Annotated in this window: 17 protein-coding genes; 11 read left to right on the forward strand and 6 right to left on the reverse strand. The window is 71.5% G+C overall.

Annotation, left to right across the window (positions count from 1 at the left end; all coding sequences use genetic code 11):
* The first annotated feature begins 260 nt into the window (after positions 1–260).
* The 5 genes from M8C17_RS20500 (at position 261) to M8C17_RS20520 (ending at position 6,421) form a co-directional block, all read left to right on the forward strand.
* On the forward strand, positions 261–1,013 hold the full coding sequence (locus tag M8C17_RS20500; RefSeq protein ID WP_252418132.1) for an SDR family NAD(P)-dependent oxidoreductase: 753 nt from the start codon (positions 261–263) through the stop codon (positions 1,011–1,013).
* A gap of 34 nt (positions 1,014–1,047) precedes the next feature.
* The gene (locus M8C17_RS20505) at positions 1,048–2,442 is read left to right on the forward strand and encodes an NAD(P)/FAD-dependent oxidoreductase (RefSeq protein WP_252418133.1); all 1,395 of its coding nucleotides are present in this window, start codon (positions 1,048–1,050) and stop codon (positions 2,440–2,442) included.
* Between the two features lie 329 nt (positions 2,443–2,771).
* Positions 2,772–3,956, forward strand: coding sequence for an RNA polymerase sigma factor (locus tag M8C17_RS20510; protein ID WP_252418168.1), 1,185 nt, complete (start codon positions 2,772–2,774; stop codon positions 3,954–3,956).
* 99 nt (positions 3,957–4,055) lie between these two features.
* Complete coding sequence (locus M8C17_RS20515; protein ID WP_252418134.1) at positions 4,056–5,594, forward strand: 4-hydroxyphenylacetate 3-hydroxylase family protein; 1,539 nt, start codon at positions 4,056–4,058, stop codon at positions 5,592–5,594.
* Positions 5,591–6,421 carry a methyltransferase domain-containing protein gene (locus M8C17_RS20520; protein WP_252418135.1) on the forward strand — a complete coding sequence of 277 codons (831 nt, stop codon included), beginning with the start codon at positions 5,591–5,593 and terminating at the stop codon, positions 6,419–6,421. The genes M8C17_RS20515 and M8C17_RS20520 overlap by 4 nt, the downstream gene beginning before the upstream one ends.
* A gap of 83 nt (positions 6,422–6,504) precedes the next feature.
* Here the strand turns inward: M8C17_RS20520 and M8C17_RS20525 are convergent, their stop codons facing one another.
* Positions 6,505–7,878 carry an FAD-binding oxidoreductase gene (locus tag M8C17_RS20525; protein WP_252418136.1) on the reverse strand — a complete coding sequence of 458 codons (1,374 nt, stop codon included), beginning with the start codon at positions 7,876–7,878 and terminating at the stop codon, positions 6,505–6,507.
* Positions 7,875–9,410: a methyltransferase domain-containing protein gene (locus M8C17_RS20530; RefSeq protein ID WP_252418137.1), complete on the reverse strand. Its 1,536-nt coding sequence runs from the start codon at positions 9,408–9,410 to the stop codon at positions 7,875–7,877. Before M8C17_RS20530 ends, M8C17_RS20525 begins: the two co-directional genes overlap by 4 nt.
* Before the next feature lie 329 nt (positions 9,411–9,739).
* Here M8C17_RS20530 and M8C17_RS20535 point away from each other — a divergent pair, with 329 nt between their 5' ends.
* The 4 genes from M8C17_RS20535 (at position 9,740) to M8C17_RS20550 (ending at position 15,449) form a co-directional block, all read left to right on the forward strand.
* Positions 9,740–12,886 (forward strand): AMP-binding protein, encoded by a 3,147-nt coding sequence (locus tag M8C17_RS20535; protein ID WP_252418138.1) that lies wholly within the window; start codon positions 9,740–9,742, stop codon positions 12,884–12,886.
* A 94-nt stretch (positions 12,887–12,980) separates the two neighbouring features.
* The gene (locus M8C17_RS20540; RefSeq protein ID WP_252418139.1) at positions 12,981–14,165 is read left to right on the forward strand and encodes an acyl-CoA dehydrogenase family protein; all 1,185 of its coding nucleotides are present in this window, start codon (positions 12,981–12,983) and stop codon (positions 14,163–14,165) included.
* Between the two features lie 30 nt (positions 14,166–14,195).
* A complete protein-coding gene (locus M8C17_RS20545; protein ID WP_252418140.1) occupies positions 14,196–14,597 on the forward strand; it encodes an SgcJ/EcaC family oxidoreductase in 402 nt (133 codons plus the stop codon).
* A 126-nt stretch (positions 14,598–14,723) separates the two neighbouring features.
* Entirely contained in the window at positions 14,724–15,449 is a 726-nt protein-coding gene (locus M8C17_RS20550) for a maleylpyruvate isomerase family mycothiol-dependent enzyme (protein WP_252418141.1), read from the forward strand.
* 24 nt (positions 15,450–15,473) lie between these two features.
* On the opposite strand, the gene M8C17_RS20555 is transcribed toward M8C17_RS20550, so the two are convergent.
* Entirely contained in the window at positions 15,474–16,802 is a 1,329-nt protein-coding gene (locus tag M8C17_RS20555; RefSeq protein WP_252418142.1) for an NAD(P)/FAD-dependent oxidoreductase, read from the reverse strand.
* A gap of 240 nt (positions 16,803–17,042) precedes the next feature.
* Here M8C17_RS20555 and M8C17_RS20560 point away from each other — a divergent pair, with 240 nt between their 5' ends.
* Together M8C17_RS20560 and M8C17_RS20565 are read left to right on the forward strand one after the other, a co-directional pair.
* Positions 17,043–17,492: an SCP2 sterol-binding domain-containing protein gene (locus M8C17_RS20560; RefSeq protein WP_252418143.1), complete on the forward strand. Its 450-nt coding sequence runs from the start codon at positions 17,043–17,045 to the stop codon at positions 17,490–17,492.
* A 178-nt stretch (positions 17,493–17,670) separates the two neighbouring features.
* A complete protein-coding gene (locus tag M8C17_RS20565) occupies positions 17,671–18,468 on the forward strand; it encodes a TIGR03084 family metal-binding protein (RefSeq protein WP_252418144.1) in 798 nt (265 codons plus the stop codon).
* An 80-nt stretch (positions 18,469–18,548) separates the two neighbouring features.
* Here the strand turns inward: M8C17_RS20565 and M8C17_RS20570 are convergent, their stop codons facing one another.
* The 3 genes from M8C17_RS20570 to M8C17_RS20580 form a co-directional block, all read right to left on the reverse strand.
* Positions 18,549–19,187, reverse strand: coding sequence for a MerR family transcriptional regulator (locus M8C17_RS20570; RefSeq protein WP_252418145.1), 639 nt, complete (start codon positions 19,185–19,187; stop codon positions 18,549–18,551).
* A 111-nt stretch (positions 19,188–19,298) separates the two neighbouring features.
* Complete coding sequence (locus M8C17_RS20575; RefSeq protein WP_252418146.1) at positions 19,299–20,144, reverse strand: helix-turn-helix domain-containing protein; 846 nt, start codon at positions 20,142–20,144, stop codon at positions 19,299–19,301.
* 1,168 nt (positions 20,145–21,312) lie between these two features.
* Positions 21,313–22,389, reverse strand: coding sequence for a carboxymuconolactone decarboxylase family protein (locus tag M8C17_RS20580; protein WP_252418147.1), 1,077 nt, complete (start codon positions 22,387–22,389; stop codon positions 21,313–21,315).
* Between the last annotated feature and the right edge of the window lie 37 nt (positions 22,390–22,426).

The raw sequence follows: 22,426 nt of genomic DNA on the forward strand, positions 1-22,426 counted from the left end.
ACTCCAGGTCCGGCCGGCAGGATGCCTACTTCCGCTCTCGACGGCATCCTGCCGGCCGGCACCGGTCCCGCTCGGCTGCGCGACTGTCAGCACGCGCCCGCGTTCGACGTGCCGGGCCGACCTTCGCGGCTCCAATCCGGTCGTCCGGCTTCCACAGTGGACGGCCGTACAACAGTGGTTCGAAGCTGCCCGTCAGCGGTCACAGGGAGAACGCAATGTCAGAGGTGCCCGGCCCGGGACTCCGATGTGATCCTGACTGCATGACCGACTTTGATGGTAAGAACGTACTGGTCACCGGGGGTGGCAGCGGCATCGGGCTGGCGACCGCCCGGCGGCTCGTCGAGGCCGGCGCGCGGGTGGTGATCGCCGGCCGCAACGCGGACCGGCTCAACACCGCGGTGAAGACCCTCGATGCCGACGACCGGGTGCTGGCGGTACCCACCGACGTGTCCCGCCTCGCCGACCTGGACCGGTTGTCCGCGCAGATCCGGGAGCGGTTCGGCCCGCTGCACGGCGTGTTCGCCAACGCCGGGATCGGGCTGAACGCGCGCACCGCCGACGTCACCGAGGCCGACTTCGACCAGGTGGTCGGCACCAACTTCAAGGGCGCGTTCTTCACCGTGCAGAAGGCGCTCCCACTGCTCGCCGAGAACTCCTCGGTGGTGCTGAACGCCTCCTGGCTGGTGCACAGGGGGATGGCCACGGGATCGCTGTACGCGGCGAGCAAGGCCGCCGTTCTCAGCCTCGCCCAGACGCTCGCCCCCGACCTGGCCGGGCAGGGGATCCGGGTGAACACGATCACCCCCGGCCACATCAGGACCGAGATGTTCGACGGCGTGACCGGAAACGATCAGGTCCGGGAGTTCTTCCGTGGCCAGGTGGCCCTCGGTCGGCTGGGCAGGCCCGAGGACATCGCGGACGTGGTGCTGTTCCTGCTGTCGTCCCGGTCGTCGTACATCACCGGCCAGGAACTTGTCGTCGACGGCGGGCTGGTCGGTTCCGTTCCGGCCTGACCGGTCGACAGGGGAGAAGAGAGGAGGAAACCGGATGGAAGACGGGACTGGAACCCGCGCGGTCGTGATGGGCGGAAGCCTGGCCGGACTGTTCGCGGCCCGGGTGCTCGCCGACGCGTACGACGAGGTGGTCCTGGTGGACCGCGACGAACTCGTCGGCGTGGAAGGGCCGCGACGGGGCTGCCCGCAGGGGCGGCACATCAACGGGCTGCTCGCCCGCGGCCAGCAGGCCATGGAGGAGCTGTACCCGGGGATCACCGAGGAGCTGTTCGCCGACGGGGTGCCCACCGGCGACCTCGCGGGCAACGTGCGCTGGTACTTCAACGGCCAGCCGATCAAGCAGCAGCATGCCGGCCTGGTGTGCGTCGCCGCCAGCCGACCGATGCTGGAGAAGCACATCCGGCGGCGCACCGCCGCCCTGCCGAACGTCGTCTTCGCCGAGCGGCACGACATCCTGGGCCTGCACACCACGGTCGACGGGCGGCGCGTGGACGGGGTCCGGGTGCACCGCCTCGGCGAGGGTGGCGTCGAGGAGGTCATCCGCGCCGACCTGGTGGTGGACGCCACCGGCCGGGGGTCGCGGGTGCCCATCTGGCTGGAGAGTCTCGGCTACCCGCAGGTCCGGGAGGAGCGCAAGAAGATCGGTCTGGGGTACGTGACCCAGCACTACCGGCTGCGCGAGGACCCGTACCACGGCGACCTGTCCATCAACCCGGTCGCCTCGCCGGCGCTGCCCCGCGGTGCGATCTTCACGAAGACCGACGGCGGACGCGTCGAACTGACCACGTACGGGATCCTCGGCGACCACCCGCCCACCGACCAGGCGGGCCTCTACGCCTGGCTCAAGTCGCTGGCCGTGCCGGACATCTACGACGCTGTGCAGCACGCCGAGCCGCTGGACGAGCCGGTCGCGTTCCGCTTCCCGACCACGCTGCGTCGCCACTACGAGGAGATGGACCGGTTCCCGGACGGCCTGCTGGTCACCGGCGACGCGGTCTGCTGCTTCAACCCGGTCTACGCCCAGGGGATGACCGTGGCGGCGCTCGGCGCGCTCACCATGCGCCAGCACCTGCACACCGGCGCCGCCCCCCAGCCGGGGCAGTACTTCCGGGACCTGGCCCGGGACGTCATCGACCCGCCCTGGGAGATGACGAACACGGTGGACCTCAGCTTCCCCGGCGTGGAGGGGAAGCGCACGCTGAAGGTGCGGATGGCGCAGGCGTTTCTCAAGCGGGTCCAGCTAGCGGCGACGCGCGACGGATCCGTCGCCGCCGCGTACATGCGGGGGGCCGGGCTGGTCGACCGCCCGGAGGCGATGATGCGCCCCGGCTTCGTCCTGCGGGTTCTGGTGAAGTCCTTCGGCCGGGCGGCCGCGACGAACGGGACGGCGCCGAAGGTCACCGACCGGACGCCGGCCCCGGCGGGGTGAGGGGGGCCGGAGCCGCCGCGGGCGGCTGGTGCGTGCCGGGGTCGGCCGGGGTCGGCCGGCCCCGGCACGCACCGTGACCACCGACCGCCCGGATTCCCGCTCGGCCACCACCGGCGCTGGCGTGTCGCCAGCCGTGATCGCCAGGACGCCCCTTGACCGCGACGTAGACTCCTCACAGGTGACGACCCGGGCCGGTCACATCGACCGCCCGCCCGTCGTCACCTGCCCTGGCAGCCACACGAAGGGGAGCCTCCGGCGAGATGATCCGGCGTTCCACGACCACCGTCGAGGAGGCCGTCGCCGACGCGCACCGCCACGAGTGGGCCACCGTGCTGTCCTCGACGGTCAGCGCCGCCCGTGACTTCGACCTGGCCGAAGAGTGCGTGCAGGAAGCGTACGTGGAAGCGCTGGAGGCGTGGAGCCGCGACGGCGTCCCGCACCGGCCGGGTGCCTGGCTGACCACCGTGGCGAGACGGAAGGCGCTGGACGCGCTGCGGCGGGAGCAGACGTTCCGGTCCAAGCTGCCGCTGCTGGTCGAACCGGAGGACACCGACCAGGGCGACCGCGACGACGATGCCGCCGTACCGGACGACCAGCTCAAGCTCATCTTCACCTGCTGCCACCCGGCGCTGTCCCAGGAGGCGCAGATCGCGCTGACCCTGCGCCTCGTGTGCGGCATGAGCACGACCGACATCGCGCGGGCTTTCCTGGTCTCCGAGTCGACCATGGCGGCCCGGCTGACCCGCGCCAAGAAGAAGATCAGCACCGCCCGCATCCCCTACCGGGTCCCCCGTGCCGACGAGCTGGCGGACCGGCTGGACGCGGTGCTGACGGTGATCTACCTGCTCTGCGCCGCCGGGCACACGGCGCCGTCCGGGGACCAGCTGATGTCCGAGGACCTGGTGGACCGCGCGCTGGACCTGACCCGCACGCTGGTCACGTTGATGCCGCGGGAGCGGGAGGTCCAGGGCCTGCTCGCGCTGATCCTGCTCACCAACGCCCGCCGGGCAACCCGCGTCAACGACACGGGCCGCCTGCTGCCGCTGATGAACCAGGACCGCACGGCCTGGGACCACGCGGCCATCGACGAGGCGCACCAGTTGGTCGTCGAGGCATTGCGGGAGGGCAGTCCGGGCCGGTACACACTGCAGGCCGCCATCGCCGCGCTGCACGCCACCGCCCCCAGCTACGCCGAGACCGACTGGCCGCGGGTCCTCGCCTTCTACGACCGGCTGCTGGCCGTCTGGCCCTCACCGGTCGTCGCGCTGAACCGGGCGATCGCCGTGGCCATGGTCGAGGGACCGGCCGCCGCGCTGCCCGAGATCGAGGCACTGGAGCGCGACGGCAGGCTGGTCGGCTACCGGTACCTGCCGTCGACCAAGGCGGATCTGCTCCGGCGGCTCGGCCGCCACCCCGAGGCCGTCGCCGCGTACCGGACCGCCCTCGACCTGGCCCCCAACGACGCCGAACGTCAATTCCTCGCGACCAGGATGGCCGAGATCAGCGGCCGCTAGGCCGTCCGGTGCACCGCGCACTCTGGAAGGGCTTCAGCCCGCAGGGCGGATGCCACGATGGAGATCCACGAAGCCACCAACGGCGAGGGATGAAGTCCGATGAAGACGCGTCCGCTGACCGGTGCCGAATACATCGAGAGCCTCCGCGACGACCGCGAGATCTACATCTACGGTGAGCGGGTCAAGGATGTGACGTCGCATCCGGCGTTCCGCAACCCGGTCCGGATGACCGCCAGGCTCTACGACGCCCTGCACGACCCCGAGCACCAGGGCGTACTGACCGCCCCGACCGACACCGGCAGCGACGGCTACACGCACCGGTTCTTCACCACCCCGCACTCGGCCGAGGATCTGGTCGCCGACCAGCAGGCCATCGCAACCTGGGCGCGGATGAGCTACGGCTGGATGGGACGCAGCCCGGACTACAAGGCCGCCTTCCTCGGCACCCTCGGCGCCAACGCCGACTTCTACGAGCCGTACGCGGACAACGCCCGCCGCTGGTACAAGGAATCCCAGGAGAAGGTCCTCTACTGGAACCACGCCATCGTGCACCCACCGGTCGACCGGAACCGTCCGCCGGACGAGGTTGCCGACGTGTTCATCCACGTGGAGGCCGAGACCGACTCGGGTCTGGTGGTCAGCGGCGCCAAGGTGGTGGCCACCGGGTCCGCGCTCGCCCACTACAACTTCATCGCCCACTACGGCCTGCCCATCAAGAAGAAGGAGTTCGCGCTGGTGGCGACGGTGCCGATGGGCGCGCCCGGCGTGAAGCTGATCTGTCGCCCGTCCTACACCGCCACGGCCGCGATGATGGGCAGCCCGTTCGACTACCCGCTCTCCTCCCGACTGGACGAGAACGACACCATCCTGGTGCTGGACAAGGTGCTCATCCCGTGGGAGAACGTGTTCATCTACGGCCACCTCGGCAAGGTGCAGTTGTTCACCGGGCGCTCCGGCTTTCCCGAGCGGTTCACCTTCCACGGCTGCACCCGCCTCGCTGTGAAGCTGGACTTCATCGCCGGCCTGCTGGCCAAGGCGCTGGAGATCACCGGCACCAAGGACTTCCGCGGCGTGCAGAGCCGGCTCGGCGAGGTGCTGGCCTGGCGCAACCTGTTCTGGGGGCTCTCCGACGCGGCGGCCCGCAACCCCGTGCCGTGGCGTAACGGGGCGGTACTGCCCAACCCGCGCTACGGGCTGGCCTACCGGTGGTTCATGCAGATCGGCTATCCGCGGGTCCGGGAGATCATCATGCAGGACGTGGCGAGCGGGTTGATCTACGTCAACTCCAGCGCCGACGACTTCCGCAACCCGGACGTCCGGCCCTACCTCGACAAGTTCGTCCGTGGCTCGGACGGGGTCGACGCGGTGCAGCGGGTCAAGGTGATGAAGCTGCTCTGGGACGCGGTCGGCACCGAGTTCGGCGGGCGCCACGAGCTGTACGAGCGCAACTACGCCGGCAACCACGAGAACACCCGGGTGGAGCTGCTCTTCGCCGACATGGCCTCGGGTGACGCGGAGAAGACGGCCGCCTTCGTCGACGAGTGCCTCGCCGAGTACGACCTGGACGGCTGGACCGTGCCGGACCTGTCGTCCTTCGACGAGCTGCGCGGTGTCCGCAACAACATGCTCAACGGGTGACACCGGTGGCCGCGGAACGGGTCGACTTCGGCCGACACTACGACGAGCGTTCGCCCATCACCGACGAGCTGCGCGACGGCCAGGTCCACATGTGGTACTGGTACGACCGCCGCGACGACGCGTCGCTGACCGAGGCGGTGCTGCGGATGACCCGGAAGGTGACCGACACCCTGGGCCTCCGGCCCGGCGAGCACCTGCTGGACGCGGGCTGCGGGCCGGGGGAGACCGCCGTGCACGTGGCCCGGACCACGGGCGTCCGGGTCACCGGGATCACGGTGAGCGGTTTCGAGATCGACCGGGCCAACGAGCGGGCCAGGGCCGGCGGCGTCGGCGACCGCGTCACCATCCAGTACGGCGACTTCATGGACCTGTCGTTTCCGGACGACACCTTCGACGCGGTGCTGGCGCTGGAGTCGCTCCAGAACGCCCCCGACCTCGGACGGGTGCTCGGCGAGCTGTACCGCGTGCTGCGCCCCGGCGGCCGGATCTCGCTGTCGGACTTCAGCCTGGAGTCGGCCCGCGAGCCGGAACGGATACGCCAGTTCATGGCCGCCATCGAGCTGCGCGAGCTGCCCACGCTGGCGCAGTGGCTGGATCACCTGCGTACGGCCGGCTTCGAGGTGGAGGAGTACACCCAGTGCGGGCCGCGGGTCTTCGGCCGTAAGGCGAAGTACGTCGAGGCGGCTATGGTCCGGCAGCGGGAGCTGGTGGAGAAGTTCGGGGCGCCGGCGCTGGCCGAGTTCGGCCGGCGGCACCACGGGTTCTTCGCCCCCCGCCGGGACCAGATCGGCTACGTCATCATCGCCGCCCGCAAACCCTACCGGTGAGCCGGGCCGGACCGGACGCAACGATTCACCCCCGGACCGTGCGGTCCGGGGGTGAATCGGGATCGAGGTTCGAGCGGTACGCGCTACCGGTACGCCGGGTCGAGGACATCGCCCCGGAACAGACCGGTCGGGTCGACCCGAATCCGGGTCCGGTCCACCCTGTCCGCCTGCACAGGGTCGAGGTGCCCCTGCGGATGCTCCCGGTTCTCCACGAACGTGGGGGCGGTCCGGCCGGTGTCCCACGGGGTGAGCGCCGCCCGGATCTGCGCGCACCGAGCCGTGATCGCCGCGGTGCTGTCCTGGTCCACCGGCACACCGGCAGCGGTGTACGCGTACGCGGCGGTGAGGTGGCTCAGCGCGCCACCGGCCGGGTCGGGCACCGCCAGCCGCCCGCCGAGCTGGCGCAGCCCGGCCGCGACCAGCGGCGAGTCGGGGTCCACCGTGGCCTCGAGGAACGTGGCGGCGGCATCCGCGTCGAGTTCGCCGAGCAGGAGGTGGTCTCCGACGACCGGAACCGGGTCACTGGGCTCCAGGTGCACCTCCAGCACGGTGGCCGGGGTGGCCACCTGCCAGTTGTCCAGCACCGGCTCGGCCACCGCGCGCAGCGGCCCCAGCAGGTCGTCGGCCTGCTGCTGGGCGGTTGCCGGGTCCGCGCCGGGCTCGGCGAGCACCGCGCCGTCCAGTGTGAGCACCGGGCCGCCGGTGAGCTCCGGCGGGACGCCCGGCACCGCGGGCATGTTCAGCACCCGCAGCGACGTGGTTGCCGTCCACGGCGCCTGCCGGGTCCAGGCCAGCCAGTGGTCCAGCAGTCGCGCGGCGTGGGTGACCGGCCAGAACGACGCGCCGGTGACCACGGTGGCGGCCGGGAACAGCGCGAACTCGACGGCGGTGACGACTCCGAAGCCGCCGCCTCCGCCGCGCAGCGCCCAGAACAGCTCCGGGTCGGTCGCCGCGTCGACCCGGCGCAGCTCGCCGTCGGCGGTGACGAGCTCCACCGCCCGCAGACTGTTCACCGCCAGCCCGGTGTACCGCCCGTAGAAGCTGAGCCCGCCGCGCAGCAGGTAGCCGACGACGCCGACCAGGGGGGACGAGCCGTGCGCCGCGGCCAGCCCGGAGCCGGCCGCGGCGGTGACCACGTCGCCCCACTGCGTGCCGGCCGGAACGCGGGCCACCCGCCGGGCGGTGTCGATCTCGACACCGCCGGCTAGCCGGGTACGGATCAGCAGCGCGTGGTCCATCGGGGCCGCGGTCGTCGAGGCGTGCCCGGTGGCGTGAACCCGCACCTCGAGCCCTTCGGTGCGGGCGTGCCGGATGGCGGCGCGCACCTCGTCGACGGTGTGCGCGGTGGTCGCGGCGGCCGGCCGTACCGGCGCGTGCAGGTTGAACACCCCGGTCGCGGCCGCGTACGCCGGGTCGCCGGGTCGGGCGACGGCCCCGGGGGCACCGACCGCCGTCATGCTTTCGTCTTCTCGGCGGTCACGAAGACGAACGTGCCCTGACCGGAGATGTCCCGCACCGTCATCCCCGCGTCGGTCAGCCACTGGCGGATCTCGTCCACCGTGAACAGCAGCATCCCCTCCAGGCGGCTGGGGAAGTAGTGCGACGCCTGGAAGTACCGGGCGATCGGGTCGTCGTCCCAGCGGAACGTCATCATGGTGAAACTGCCGCCCGGCCGCAGGCACCGGCCCATCTCGGCGATCCCGGCGGCCGCGTCGTCCGGAAAGGCCTGCAGCGCGTTCCAGCAGTTCACCGCACCCAGGCTGGCATCGTCGAAGGGCAGGGCGGTGGCGCTGGCCAGCACGGCCGGCACCTGGGGCAGCCGGGCGCGCAGCACGTTCAGCATGGGCAGGGCCATGTCCAGCGCGATCACCCGGTCGGCGCCCACGGTCCTGGCGACCACCTCGGTCCACCGGCCGGCGCCGGCGGCCACGTCGAGCACGGGCCCCTCCACCGGGCGCAGGTGCCCGGCCAGGTACCGGTCCTCGTCGGCGGGGGTCACCGCGTTGTCCCAGTTGGCGCCGGCGATCCGCAGGAAGGCCGGGCGCAGCACCGACTCGTAGTAGATGCCGAGCGTCGGCATGGCGGCCAGCTTGCTCAGCAGGTCCGCGGTGACCTCGTCGGCGGTTCCCTCGGTGATGCCGGTGGTCAGGTCGAGCACGCCGTTGGCGATGGGGTAGGCGGTGCCGCAGCTGGCGCAGCGCACCCCGTCCGCACCGAACGACAGCCGGCCGCCGCACCTGCGGCACCTGAACGCGGCCGCGTGCCGGGCGAGGATGTCGCCCTCCGGCGCCGGGCCGGGCTGTACCGGCCGGTGCGGGGGGACAGCGTCGGTGACCACTGCCGGCGCGCCGTGTCGGGCCGCCCAGTAGGCCTTCGCGCCCGAGTACGCCAGCACGGTACGGCTGTCGTTCTCCCAGTTCGCGGCGACCTGCGCAGGGGTGAGTGTGCGGGTCTGCGCCTGGTGGTAGGCGCGCTCGGCCTCGTCGAGGGGCCACGCCGACGGCGACGGCCAGACCCGGCCCAGGTCCGGGTCGTCCGGGTCCAGTCGTTGCAGGCTGCGCTCCAGCCGGCTGCGGTCCTCCGCGTCGAGGTCCAGGTCGGCCACGGCGGCGAGGATCTGGTCCCGGTCGTCGGTGAACTGGCTGAGCAGGTAGAGCAGGGCCAGGGTCAGCGGCTCCCGGCTGTCGCGGTTCTTCACCAGCTCCAGATAGCGGGGGAGGCCCTTGCGCACCTCGGCGGCGACCGGGCCGTCGGTCGCCGGGTGCTCGGCCTCCGCGAGGAGGCCGAGCAGCACCAGCAGATGCCCCTGCCGGTCCTCGCCGATCCGGTCCAGCGACGCCACCAGGGTCGCCGCCGCCGGGCGGGCCAGCTCGGTCAGGGTGCCGTCGCGCCAGAGCGCGCCGGCCAGCCGCTGGAACTGCGCGTCGATTCGGTCGGGTGTCGCATCCGTGAAAGCCGTCAGCAGTTCGGCCACCGTCGCGTGTGTCATGCAAGAAACCCTGGTCGCTCCATGTCGCCTCACGCACATCCCAGATTGCGGCCGCAGGACATTCTCGGAGATGCGACGTCGCCGGGCGAGGTATGACGCTGGCGTTGACCGGCTGTGGAGGGCGATACGACCTGGGCGGCGACGACGAGCGCGTCGATCGCCTCCCGCAGGCGTACCCGCCAACTCCCGGACCGGACCGTACCCCGGCGCAGATCGCGACCGGGCCGACCCGGCCCTCATCTCGTGACCACACGCCCGTGGCCTTCCCGGGTTCACCGCCATGACCCGGTTCGGCCACGGCTGCCGCCCGCCCAACCGACGGAGGAGATGTGTACGCGACGACCTCGCCGCTCCAGGACGGAGTGTGGTTGCAGCACCGGATGGACCCGGGGTCCCCGGCGTACCAGGTGGGTTGGGCCTACCGGCTGACCGGCGCACTGGACCTGGCCGCGCTGCGCGCCGCCTGGCGCGCGGTGGTGCACCGACACGAGATCCTGCGTACCACGCTGGTCGAGCGGGACGGTCGGGCCGTGCAGCTGGTCAACCCGCCGGGCGACGTGACCCTGTCCATTGAGGACACCCATGAGTCGCCCGAGACGTGGTGTGCGCGGCGGGTGTGGGAGCCGGTCAGCCTCGCCGACGGGCCGCCCGCCACGCTGAGCGTGGCCCGACTCGGCCCGGCCGAGCACGTCCTGCTGCTCAGCGGGCACCGGGCCGCCCTGGACGACCGTTCCGCCGCCATCGTGCTGGACGAGCTGTCCCGGTACTGTGCCGGCCGCCCGCCGGCCGGTCCGCCGCCCGCCCAGTACGCCGATTACGCCCGCTGGCAGCGCGGTCTGGCCGGCACGCGGCGGTGGCACGACCTGGTCGACTGGTGGACCGCGGCGCTGTCACCCGCGGTGCCGCCGCTGGTGCTGCCGGCGGACCGGGCTCGCCCAGCCGGGCCGTCCTGGCCCGGCGGTGAGGTGCGGTTCGACTGGGATGAGCGGATGGGGCGGGCGCTGGCCGGGTTGGCCGCCGCGGCCAGCGCCGCGCCGCGCCTGGTGCTGGTCGCGGCCTTCCTGGCGCTGCTGCGGCGCTGGGGCGGCGGGGACCGCGTGGCGGTCGCCGTGCCGGTCCCGGTCCGCCCGGAGGCCGCCTTCGCCGGCCTCGTCGGGCCGTGCGCCAACCCGCTGGTGCTCTGCGTCGACCTCTCCGACGGGCCCACCTTCCGGGAGTTGCTGGACCGGGTGACGCGCACCGCCCGGGCCGCCGCCGACCACCGCGAGCTGCCCTTCCCCGACCTGGTCCGGGCGCTGAACCCGGACCGCGACCCGCGCCGCGTCCCGTTCTGCGACGCCATGGTGGTGCTCCGGGACGACCCGGAACCCTCGTTGCGCCTGCCCGGGGCGGTGGTTCGGCCGCTGCTGCTGCCGGCCGGGGCGGTGGCCACCGATCTCACCCTGACCGTGGACCGCGCCGGCCCCGCGGTCCGCGGTGCGCTGGCCTACCGGGCCAGCCTGTTCGACCAGGCGTCCGCACGGCGCCTGGTCGAACAGCTCCGCACTCTGCTCGCTGCCGCGCTGGCCGAGCCGGGTACGCCGGTGGACGCGCTGCCGCTGGAGGAGCCCGACCGGTTGCGCGCCGCGGTGCTCACGGCCGACCAGGTGGCGGTCGGCGCACCCCGGCTGTCCGCGCCCGCGCTGGTGCACTTCTGGGCGGCGCGCCGGCCGGACGCGCCGGCCGTGGACGGCGGCGCCGAGGTGCTGACCTACCGGCAGCTCGCGGCGCGGGCCGCCGCAGTGACCCGGGCGCTGCGCGCCGGCGGCGAGGTGGCCGGAGCGCCGGTCGCGGTGCGGATGCCGGTCGGGCCGCGCCAGGCCGCCACCCTGCTCGGCGTGCTCGACGCCGGTGCGCACCTGGTGTGCCTCGGGCCCGGGGACGTTGGGGAGCGGGGCCGGGCCGTCCTCGCCGACCTGCGGCCGGCCTGTCTGTTGCTGGACCGGGCACCGGATGGGGACCGGCTGGCCGCCTGGTACCGCGACGAACTGGCCGGTCGCGTGCTCGACGTGACGACGCTGCCGGACCACGACGGCGAGCCGCCGGATCCGCCACCGGCGCTGGCCGACCGGGCGTACGTCGCCTACACCTCCGGATCGACCGGCCAGCCCAAGGGCATCCCCCAGTCGCACGCCACGCTCTCGCAGTTCGTCACCTGGCTGGGCACGGAGTTCCGGATCGGCCCCGGCTCCCGGGTCGCCCAGTGGGCGGCACCCGGCTACGACGCCAGCCTGTGCGAGGCGTTCGCGGCGCTCGTTGCCGGCGCCACCCTGTGCCCGGTAGCCGACCGGATCCGCGCGCATCCCGAGAAGCTGCTGGAGTGGCTCGCGACCGAGCGGATCACGCTGTTCCAGACCGTGCCCAGCGTCGCCCGCGAACTGCTGGCCGTCCTCGTCCGGCAGGGTGGCGCCGAGCGGCTCGCCGCCCTGGACCATCTGCTGCTGGCCGGGGAGGCACTGCCCGCCGAGCTCGCCGAGGGCCTGCGTGCGGCCCTGCCCTGGGTCCGGCTGATCAACCTGTACGGCCCCACCGAGTCCATCCTGGCCACCTGGCACGACGTCACCGGCCACCCGGGCGGTGGGCCGGCGGGGGTACCGGTCGGCCGGTCGATCCCCGGCCGGCAGGTGCTGGTGCTGGACGACCAGGACCGGCCCTGCCCGGCCGGGGTCACCGGCCAGTTGGTGGTCCGCGGCCCCTACGTCACCCCCGGCTACCTGGGCGCGGCCGCCGAACAGACAGCGCCGTTCCGGTCGCTGCCCGACCTGCCCGGGTACGGCATTCCGGCCGGCCCCTGCTACCGCACCGGTGATCTGGGCCGGCGGAGGTTCGACGGGCTGCTGGAGTTCCGGGGGCGCCGGGACCTCCAGGTCAAGCTGCACGGCACCCGGCTGGAGCTGACCGACGTCGAGGCGGCGCTCGCCGGGCAGGAGACGGTGTCCGAGTGCGTCGTGGTCGCGGTCCCCGGCCCGGACCGGATGGTGGCCCGGCTGGCCGCCTACGTGGTGCCACGGTCCGCGCCGGACGGGACGATGCCCGGCGTGGCCACCTGGCGGTCCGCGCTGCGTCGCCGGTTCGGCAGGGCGATGCCGCCGGTCTCGTTCACCACGATGGACGCGCTGCCGCGCAACCTGGGCGGCAAGGTGGACCGGCGGGCGCTGCCCGATCCCGATCCGGTGTCGGCGGCGGACCCGCCGGAAACCCCGGTGGAGCATCGGGTGGCCGGGATCTGGGCCGAGCTGCTGGGCGCCGCTCCGGCCGGCGCCGACCAGTCCTTCTTCTCCGCGGGCGGGCACTCGCTGCTGGTACCGCGGCTGCTCGCCCGGGTCCGGGAAGCGTTCGGGGTGGACGTGCCGCTGTGGCACTTCTTCGCCGACCCGACCGTGCGCGGCCTGGCTGCCCTGGTCGGATCGCCCCTGGTCACCGAGGTGGCGGCATGACGCACGGCGGAAGATGCGGACGCCGGACGGCGGATGCGACGGTGTGTGCGGGGTGCGGCTTCCGTGTCTCGTCTGAGCCTTCTAATGGGAGGAAATGGTGCTGACCACCGATGTCCCGACGCGGGAACAGCTTGTTCATCGCGCGGCTGAACTGGTACCGGTGCTGCGGAAGAACGCGGCGTGGTCCGAGGAGAACCGGCGCATCCACAACGAGACCATCGAGGCGCTGGCCGACGCCGGTGTCTTCAAGATGCGGGTGCCGACCCGCTACGGGGGGTACGAGTCGGACACGCGGACCCTGGTCGACGTCGCCACCGAGCTGGGCAGGGGCGACGGGTCCGCCTCGTGGACCGCGTCGGTGTACTGGATTCCGACCTGGATGGTGGGTCTGTTCCCGGACGAGGTGCAGGACGAGGTGTTCTCCACCCCGGACGTACGGGTGTGCGGCACGCTGAGCCCGTCCGGGATGGCCGCCCCGGCCGACGGCGGCATCGTGCTCAACGGCAAGTGGGGGTTCATCACCGGCGCCCTGCACAGCCACTGGCAGGAGATCATCGCGGTTCTGGTGAGCCCGGACAGCGAGCCGATGCCGGTCATGGCGCTGGTCCCGACGTCGGAGCTGCAGATCGTCGACGACTGGTACACCGCCGGCCTGAAGGGCACCGGCAGCGTCAGCACGGTCGCCCAGGACGTCTTCGTGCCGTCCGCCCGGGTCCTTCCGCTCGGCCAGATCATCCAGGGACAGTCCGCCTCGAAGGCGAACGCGGACGCCCCGATCTACCGTGCGCCGCTGCTGCCGGTTGCCGCGGCGTCCTCGGTGGGCACCGTGCTCGGGCTGGCCGCGGGCGCCCGGCAGGCGTTCTTCCAGCGGCTGCCCGACCGCAAGATCACCTACACGAACTACGCCAGCCAGCGTGAGGCGCCACTGACCCACCTCCAGGTCGCGGACGCCTCCATGAAGATCGACGAGGCGGAGTTCCACGCCCACCGGCTGGCCACGGTGGTGGACACCAAGGGCGTCGAGGGCGCGGCCTGGACGGTCGAGGAGAGGGTGCGCGCCCGCGCCGACATGGGCGCCGCCTGCCGGCTGGCCAAGGAGGCCGTGGACATCTTCAACACCGCCAGCGGCGGCTCGTCGATCTACGCCGACGTGCCGATCCAGCGCATCGAACGCGACATCCAGGCGGTCAACCTGCACGCGCTGATGCACCCGAACACCAACGCCGAGCTGTACGGCCGGGTGCTGTGCGGCCTGGAGCCCAACAGCCTCTACATCTGATCCCGCAGACACGGGAGGAAGGCGATCACAATGACTGTCACGGACGCGGACAAGGCGGCCGTCGCCGCCGTCCCCGGGCGCATCGTCGCCGCCTGGGCCAAGCACGACGGCGCGGCGTTCGCCGACGTCTTCACGGCGGACGGCACCATGATCCTGCCCGGCGTCTTCCGCAAGGGCCGGGCCGAGATCGAGTCCTACATGAGCACCGCTTTCCAGGGCCCCTTCAAGGGGACCCAGGTCACCGGGCAGCCGCTGGACCTGCGGTTCCTGGGTCAGGACGCGGCGCTGGTGATCACCGTTGGCGGGGTGCTGGCCCCGGGCGAGGCGAAGGTCTCCGATGATCGGGCCATCCGGGCCACCTGGGTGGTGGTGAAGCAGGACGGGCAGTGGCGGCTCGCCGCCTACCAGAACAGCCCACGCGGCGACAGCTAGTGAGAGTGTCGTCCCCGCCGGGCTTCTGCCGCTCTCCGGAGCAACCGGAGACCGGCGGGGACGACGTCCGTACGCTCAGCTTTTTCGAAGATGCCGAACAGGTCGACGGACTCCCATGATTGTGTGGTGCGGGTCTACGACATGATCGTCAGCTATCGCCACCGGATGGCGGACCTCCTGGCCGGCCTGACCGACGAGCAGGTACGGCAGCGAACCCTCTGCGAGGCGTGGACCGTCCACGAGGTGGCGGCGCACCTGATCAGCTTCCTCCGATTCGGCCGGACCAAGCTCTACCTCGGGTTGCTCACGACGGCGGCGGACCTCGACAGGGTCAACCTGCGCCTCACCGAGCGGGAGGCCGCACGGCCCACCGGCGAGATCGTCGAGTTGCTCCGTCGGTACGCCGATTCTCGGATCGCCATCCCCCGGGCGGGTTACGACCCCGTTCTGACCGACCTTGTGCTGCACGAGCTGGACATCCGCCTGCCGCTCGGCATTCCCGGCGCCGTCCCGGAGAGGCAGCTGCGGGTCGCGATCCACCATCTCGCCACGAAACCCGCGCTCGGTTTCACCATGAACTCCCGGCTTCGGGACCTGCGGCTGGTCGCCACGGACACGGGATGGAGCCACGGCAGGGGCCGCCTCGTACGAGGTGACGCCGAGACGCTGCTGCTCGGGATGGGCGGGCGGCGGTCGGCATTCGACCGGCTCGACGGCGACGGCGTACCCCTGCTGGCCCAGCGGGTGGCCTCGCCGCCGCGACCCGGCGCGGCCCGGCGGCTCGGGATGGTCCTCGACGTCCTGGTCCATCCGGCTCCGGCAGAGCGTCGCTCCCGCGCCGCCGCCGGCTGAGGTCGTCCGCGGGAGCCGCAGCCCTCACCCGTCGGCCGTGGACCGGCCGCCGCGCAGGACCCGGAGAACGATGGCCGGGTGCAGTAGCCGGGCCGGCGGGTCGACCAGGTTGAGTACCCGCAGGAAGGCGGAGCCGAGCACCGGATCGGTCTGCGCCGCGGCGTGCAGCCGGTGCACGTAGGCGTTGACGAAACGAACCTTCGGTGTCCGCCTGCCTTCGACCTGGGGGAACCGCAGGTCGGTGCCCACCGCGATCGACCACGGCCCGTCGATGAGTTTCGCGGCACCCCGGAAGAACCGCCGCCACAGCTTGTCGCCGCCGCTGGTCAGCAACCGCCGCAGCAGCAGCCCTTCGTCCGCGGCCACGGTCATGCCCTGCCCGTAGAGGGGGTTGAAGCTGCACAGCGCGTCGCCGATGACCAGGTAACCCAGGGGAAAGCGGCGCAGGCGCTCATAGTGGCGCCGCACACTGGCCGGGTACCGCATCCGGGCGGGGGCGCTGACCGGGGTCGCCTCACGCACCAGTTCCGCGATGTGCGGCATGCCCAGCGACTCGGCGAACCGTACGTAACCCTCGTCGTCGACGGGCGGTTCCTCGCCGAGTACGCCGCTGAGGGCGACGGCGAACCGCTCACCCTCCTGCACGGCCACGATGCCGGTACGCGGGCGTTCGGGTCGAGCGTTGGTGAGGGCGCCGAGGAGCCCGTCGAGGTGCCGTGGATCGCGTTGGTAGAGCCGGGTGACGTACGTGACCTCGATCGGCACCCGTTGCTCCCGGGGCGTCGGGTAACCCAGCTCGCCCAGCCACAGCGGTGTGCGGGACGCCCGGCCGCCGGCGTCGACGACCAGGTCGGCGTGGAGTGTGCCCCGCTCGCCGTCACGCTCGGCCACGGTGACCCCGACGACCCGGCGCCCGTCACCGGAGGTGACGAGGCTCGACACCTCGGTCCGGGCACGGAACCGCACGTTGGGCAGCTTCCCGACCCGGGACCGCACCGCGTGTTCCAGGAGGGGCCGGCTGACACCGAGGCCGATGAGCCCGCTGGGGGAGCGCCGCATCGGGTAGCCGTCGTTCTGCCAGTGCACCTGCTCGTTGAGGTCGACCAACGGCGCACCCATCGCGTTCAGTTCCTCGCTGAGCCCGTCGAACAACTCGTCAAGGGCCTGGCGTCCTCGGGCCAGGAGCACGTGCAGCTGCCGCGACTGCGGCACGCCGCGCCGCGGTGCGGCGGCGTCCGGCATCGAGTCCCGGTCGACGACCGTGACCTGGTCGTACACCTCGCTCAACACCTGGGCGGCGATGAGGCCACCCATTCCGGCACCCAGTACGACGGCGTGGCCCGCGAACACCATGTCCGGACGATAGGCGCTCCGCCGTACGCCGGTCGTCTTCCGCCGTGCTCAACGGTCCGCGGGTACGCCTTGTCCCCAGCGCAACGTCGGAGTGGGGCCGCCGGTGACCAGCCGCAGACAATCGATGCGGCGGGCGACCAGCGCCGGTCAGCCAACGGGCACGGCGCGGCGCCGCCTCGGCAAGCGCCGACGCGAAGGGCAGCTCCCGGCGCGTCGCCCCCGCCCTGTGAAGGAGTCCAGATGTCCGGCAACTACGTGAACCCAGCGACGATGGATCCCAGGGAGTTCGCGCGGATGGTCAAGACGACCTCGGCCGACGAACTCCGGCGGATGATGCACGGCAACCAGCGCGCCGCCGTGCTCGACGAGCTCTTCGCCCGGATGCCCGGTGTGTTCCGCGCGGACCGGGCGGGTTCGACGAACGCCGCGATCCACTGGCAGATCGGGGACCGGCCGGACGGCGGCGTGGACATCTACGAGCTGGTCATCGCGAACGGGACCTGCACGCTGTCCGACAGCCCAGACAGGGAGCCGAAGCTGACCTTGATGCTCGGCGCGGTCGACTTTCTGAACCTGGTGACCGGCAATGCGCATCCGGTTCTCATGGTCATGCGGGGCAGGCTGAAGACCAGGGGCGACGCCGCTCTGACCGCCAGGTTCCCGAAGTTGTTCGACATTCCCAAGGCGTGACCTTTTCGCCACGACCCCACCCCTTCCCGTGATGCGGCGAATCGGCCAGGACGTGACGCTGCCGCAACGACGAAGAGGACCGGGCCACCCCGCCCGGCGCATGCTCGATCTGCAGCATGCGTACGGGCTTGCCAGGAGAGCCAAGCCCGACATGCCGTCGGAGAAGAGAGGTCACAGAATGGTCCAGCAGTCAAAGGTGGTTTCCGACCTGGTGGCAGACGGAAACGAGGTCGACAGCCTGGTGAGCAACCTCGACGAGGCGGGGTGGCAGACGCCTACCCCGGCACCCGGGTGGACGATCGCGCACCAGGTCGCGCATCTCGCAGCGACCTTCCGGCTGGCGGCCCTCGCCGCATCGAATGCGGGAATGTTCAAGGACGTGACGTCCCGGCTGAGCCCAGACTTCGGCGCCAACGTGAAGGCGGCGATGGCGGAGTACCTCGCCGAGCCGCCGGACGTCCTGCTCCGCCGGTGGCGTGCCGAGCGGGCCGGCGTCGAGCAGGCGTTGTCCGCCCTGCCGGGAGACCAGATGGTGCCCTGGCTCGTCCGGCCCCTGCCGGCCGCGGTGCTGGCCGCCGCCGGCATGATGGAACTCTTCGCGCACGGTCAGGACATCGCCGACGGGCTCGGCGTCCGACGCACGCACACCGACCGTATCGGCCACCTCGTGGCCTTCGGGGTGCGGACCTGGGACTTCGGTTACCAGGCGCGCGGTATGCAGACGCCGGACGTCGAGTTCCGGTTCGAGCTCGTCGCCCCCTCCGGCACGGTGTGGGCATTCGGGCCGGAGGACGCCGAGCAGCGTGTCACCGGGCCGGCGGTCGACTTCTGCCTTCTCGTGACGCGCCGTCGCCATCACGCCGACCTCGGCGTCAAGGCCACCGGTGCGGACGCGGAGCGCTGGCTCGACATCGCACAGGCCTATCGGGGCCCCGCCGGCGAGGGACGCAGGCCGGGCCAGTTCCCCGCCCAGTGACGGACACACCGTAGGGGCCGCCACCGAAACCTGGTGGCGGCCCCTACGGTTGCCGGGCCCCGGACGAGTGCGCCGAGGCGTCAGCCGCCCGATGGCCCGCCGGCGAACCGCTGATTCACCAGGTGCTCGTAGGCCATCCGCCTCAGGGCCGTGTTGGCGACATCGACGAGGATGGCGCGGACGATGGCCGAGGCCCGGTCGCAGCCCTCGTCACGCTTCCCGAGCAGATCCAGTTCCCGGCTGGCGTGTTGCTCCGCCGCCTTGGCGTACGGCTCGAAGAACTCGACACCCTGACCGCAGTTGAGCCGGTCCATCGCAGCGAGCACCTGGGACAGGATGGCGCGAGCGGAGGCGTCGGGCTCGACCTTCCATCCCAGGCTGTCGATGAAGGCGGTGACCCGCGCCTGCTCCGTCGAGGTCTCCGCCTGATCCTTGGCCGTGTCGACCGGGGGGAGGGCACGACTGACCATCGTGAAGAGTTCGGGGAGGCAGCGGCCCTCGTCCTCCAGTGCCCTCAGCAGCTCCCGCACCGCCGACAGCTCGAGCTGCCCCAGACTGGTCAGCGTACGGATCATGCTGAGCCGTCGGCGGTGTACCTCGTCGTACTGCGCCTGGTTTCGCGCCGTGGGTCTCCCCGGCGGGAGCAGTCCCTCTCGTAGGTAGAACTTGATGGTGGCCACGGGCACGCCGGTCTGCCTGCTGAGATCCGAGATGCGCATCGAGGTTCCTCACTTAGCCAGCCTGCAAGACTTCTTCCAAGCGACACTCGTCAGCGACCGACCCCGCGCGGTTCGCATGACGGCGTTGAGCCGACCCTGGGCCGCGTTGGCCTACGCCGCTGGGCGGGAAGCGGTGCCCATCCGCATCATCTGGCGTCGCCCGACCGCGAAGGTGGGGACTCCGGACGGTGACGTGCCTTTCGCCACGGGTGCCAGGTTCGGCGCCCTGTCGTCCCGGGCCTCGTCCTCCGCCATCCTCTCCAACGCCAGCTTGCGGGTGTCCTGCAGCGCCAACAGGACCGGCGGATCCAGCGCGCGGACCGGCCGCGGCTCGACCTCGACCTCGACGACCGTCTCGTTGCCCACGACGATGGGGCCGTGGCTGGCGACGCAGATTCCGTGGCCGTCCGGTGCGTCGTCGGCCTCGCCGTCGGCCGGTAGCGACTGCGCGAGCAGGTACCAGGTTCCCGGTGGCACCTGCTCGAACTTGAACCGGCCGGAGCCGTTCAGCACGGTGCACCGCACCGGCTTGCCTTCCGGGATCCGGTCGACGAAGAGGCCGACGAACACCAACCTGGCCTCGCTGCCGCTGTGCTCGCGGATGTGGCCGGACACCTGTGCACCCGAGGACGTCGTGGCGCCGTCCTCCTCGCTCAGGATCTGCGGGGCGAACCCGGCACGCCGGCGGTAGGTCGTCGGGGGCATGCCGACGCTTCGGCTGAAGCGGGCGCTGAACGTGCCGACGCTGTTGTAGCCGACCAGCAGACTGATGTCCGCGACCTTGAGAGACGTCGTGACCAGCAGGTGCTTGGCCTGTTGCAGGCGAAGCGCCGAGAGGAAGCGGCCCGGTGAGACACCGGTCACCCGCTGGAAGATCCTCGTGAAGTGGAACTTGCTGAACAGCGCCGCACGCGCCATGTCGTCAACCGTCAGCTGTTCCCCCATGTTCTCGCGCATGGTCGTGATAGCGCGCCTTACAGCTAGCTCGATCGACTCCTCCACCGTGCCTCCGATCGCTCACAGTGCTGAGGCCCTGGGCGCGACTGCCTGGCGGTGCGGCTGGTGGGCATGGCTGTCCCAGCCCCCAGCCCTACGACAATAGTTGCGACGCTGCGATGAGTCACAAGCCAGAATAATCGCGTTTAGTAATCGAAGCAGATGAATTGCTCTGCGTCCCAGGCCCCAGCTGGCGGTACGTCCGTCCTGGACGAGATTAGCGATCCTTGGGCTCCTTGGCAATCCCACGGTCACGGCCCGACCACGTAGAGCAATCGTGAAGAGGGAATGTGGCGTGGGCAGCGCTTTCCAGGGTTCGCACAGCTCACGGAACGTCGGGTATGGATAGTCGAACGTTCCACTTGCCAGAAGGTGTCGACCCCGCGCGGGCGGTGCGGATCGGCCTGCTTCGGCGGTGCTCGGGGCGGGCGGGAGCACGCACCGGAATTGAAAAACGCATGTCACGTTCCGTGACGATCTGTGGGTTGAGTGGGCAGGTGTTCGATATCGGACATCACCTTACGTAACCGCCGAGCTGGACGTTCTATGATCGTTGAGGTGGGTGGGCATGTGACTGATAGTTACCCTTCGCGCGGGGGTTGACCGGGTCCGCCGTGCACTGATATCCACTCGGCGATGCGTTTAGGACGACATCCGACATCCGCGAACGATCCCTGACAGATCGTCGATTGTGGAGTCCGTGTCAATTACCAGACTGCCGTCCGGTGCGGGCTGTGGGCCGACGGGCGAACAATTCCTTGAGCCTTCCAAGCGATTGTTCAGACGCTCCGTCGGCGAATGTAATTGGCGGATAAATGCTTTTCGGTGTTGCCCGGGTATTGCAAGCGGCGATAGCGGCTATTCAGCGCGACATCGAATGGAAATGGGGCAGGTGCAGCCGTGCGTCGCTTGTGGATTTGAGCATGCAAACGCTCGGACAAATCGTTTCCAGGCACAGCTCGCCGGCGTAAAGGGCGACTGCGGGCGTTGACGGCGCCGTGGCGCGCATCGGGTGAGTCAACGGCGTTGCCAGGCGGACAGGCGCGCCACACAAGACGCCGCGACGCGAACTCCGGTCATGATCCGGAACTGCGACCGCCGCACCGAACAAGCTGGTCGTTACTCGGGATCAGGAATCCGAAGTCGTCGAGAACTCCTCGCCCAGCAAAGCACCGGCCCGCCGCGCGGCCGTGAAACTCGCCCACGAAGCGAGCTCGATGAGCGAGGCGCCGCTCACGTCCGCGCCGGCCGCGTCGACGACGGCGTCGGTGACCCGGTAGGCGGCCAGGGCGACCGACAGCGCGAGGCGTCCCGTCGGGCGCTCCTCCTCGGGCAGTCTGCTGACCGCGTCGTCGAGCCAGAGAGCGCCACCGGTCAGCGACGGCGCGCCGGCCGGCAGGAGATCGGTCACCAAACGCCGGACACCGGCCGGTACGGTCCGCCTGCCGCCCGCCTCGAAGACCGTGGCGGCGCGGGACATCGCGGCCGCGACGTGTGGCTGGCCCGCTGCCCACCGGAGGTCCGTCGGCAGTGGCGCAGCCGGCAGCAGATCCACCGAGGCCCCCGGCAGGGCCGGTACGCGGGCGAGGCGGCCCATCATCCGGGCGGCGACGCCCCGGGCCACCTCGCGCGCTCGACCTCGCACCGGTGGCAGCGGCGAGTCCTGCAGGAAGACGTTGACCATCCGGTTGTAGTAGTGGAAGGCGACGGCGACGCCCAGCAACTCGGGCGCGTGCGAACGCGGGAAGGGAGCGGAAACCGGCTGCATCGACCGGACGAGACCGCTCGCCCGCGCCCACCCCGCAAGCTCGCGCAGCGACGGGTCGGCGATGGCCTCGATCCGGTCCGCCATGACGTGCCCGGCATCCGCTCCCTCGGTGAGCCCGGCCAACGTGGCGCCATGGACGTCCACGCAGTACGGGCAACTGTTGGCCAGGGACACCGCCGCAGCGACGATCTCCTTGGCGGCGCGGCCCACCTCGCCCTCGACGACGAGCGTCTCGCGCAGGATCGCCCAGGCCGCCGCCAGGTGGTCCGGCGCCGGCGCGTGGAGCGCGACCGGTGGGGCGAGAAGCCCGAAGTCGTGCTCGACCTGTTGGTAGACCCGTGTGACGACTCCGGTGGCGCCGCTCGGCGGAATCCGAGGGACGTGGCGGATGTGCGCCAACGTGATCCGACGAGTGGTACGCGCGAACAACGAACTCACGCTTGCTCCATCCCCGCAGGACTGCGGCGTGGGCTCG

The organism is Micromonospora sp. RHAY321, from assembly GCF_023896955.1.
Classification (GTDB): domain Bacteria; phylum Actinomycetota; class Actinomycetes; order Mycobacteriales; family Micromonosporaceae; genus Micromonospora.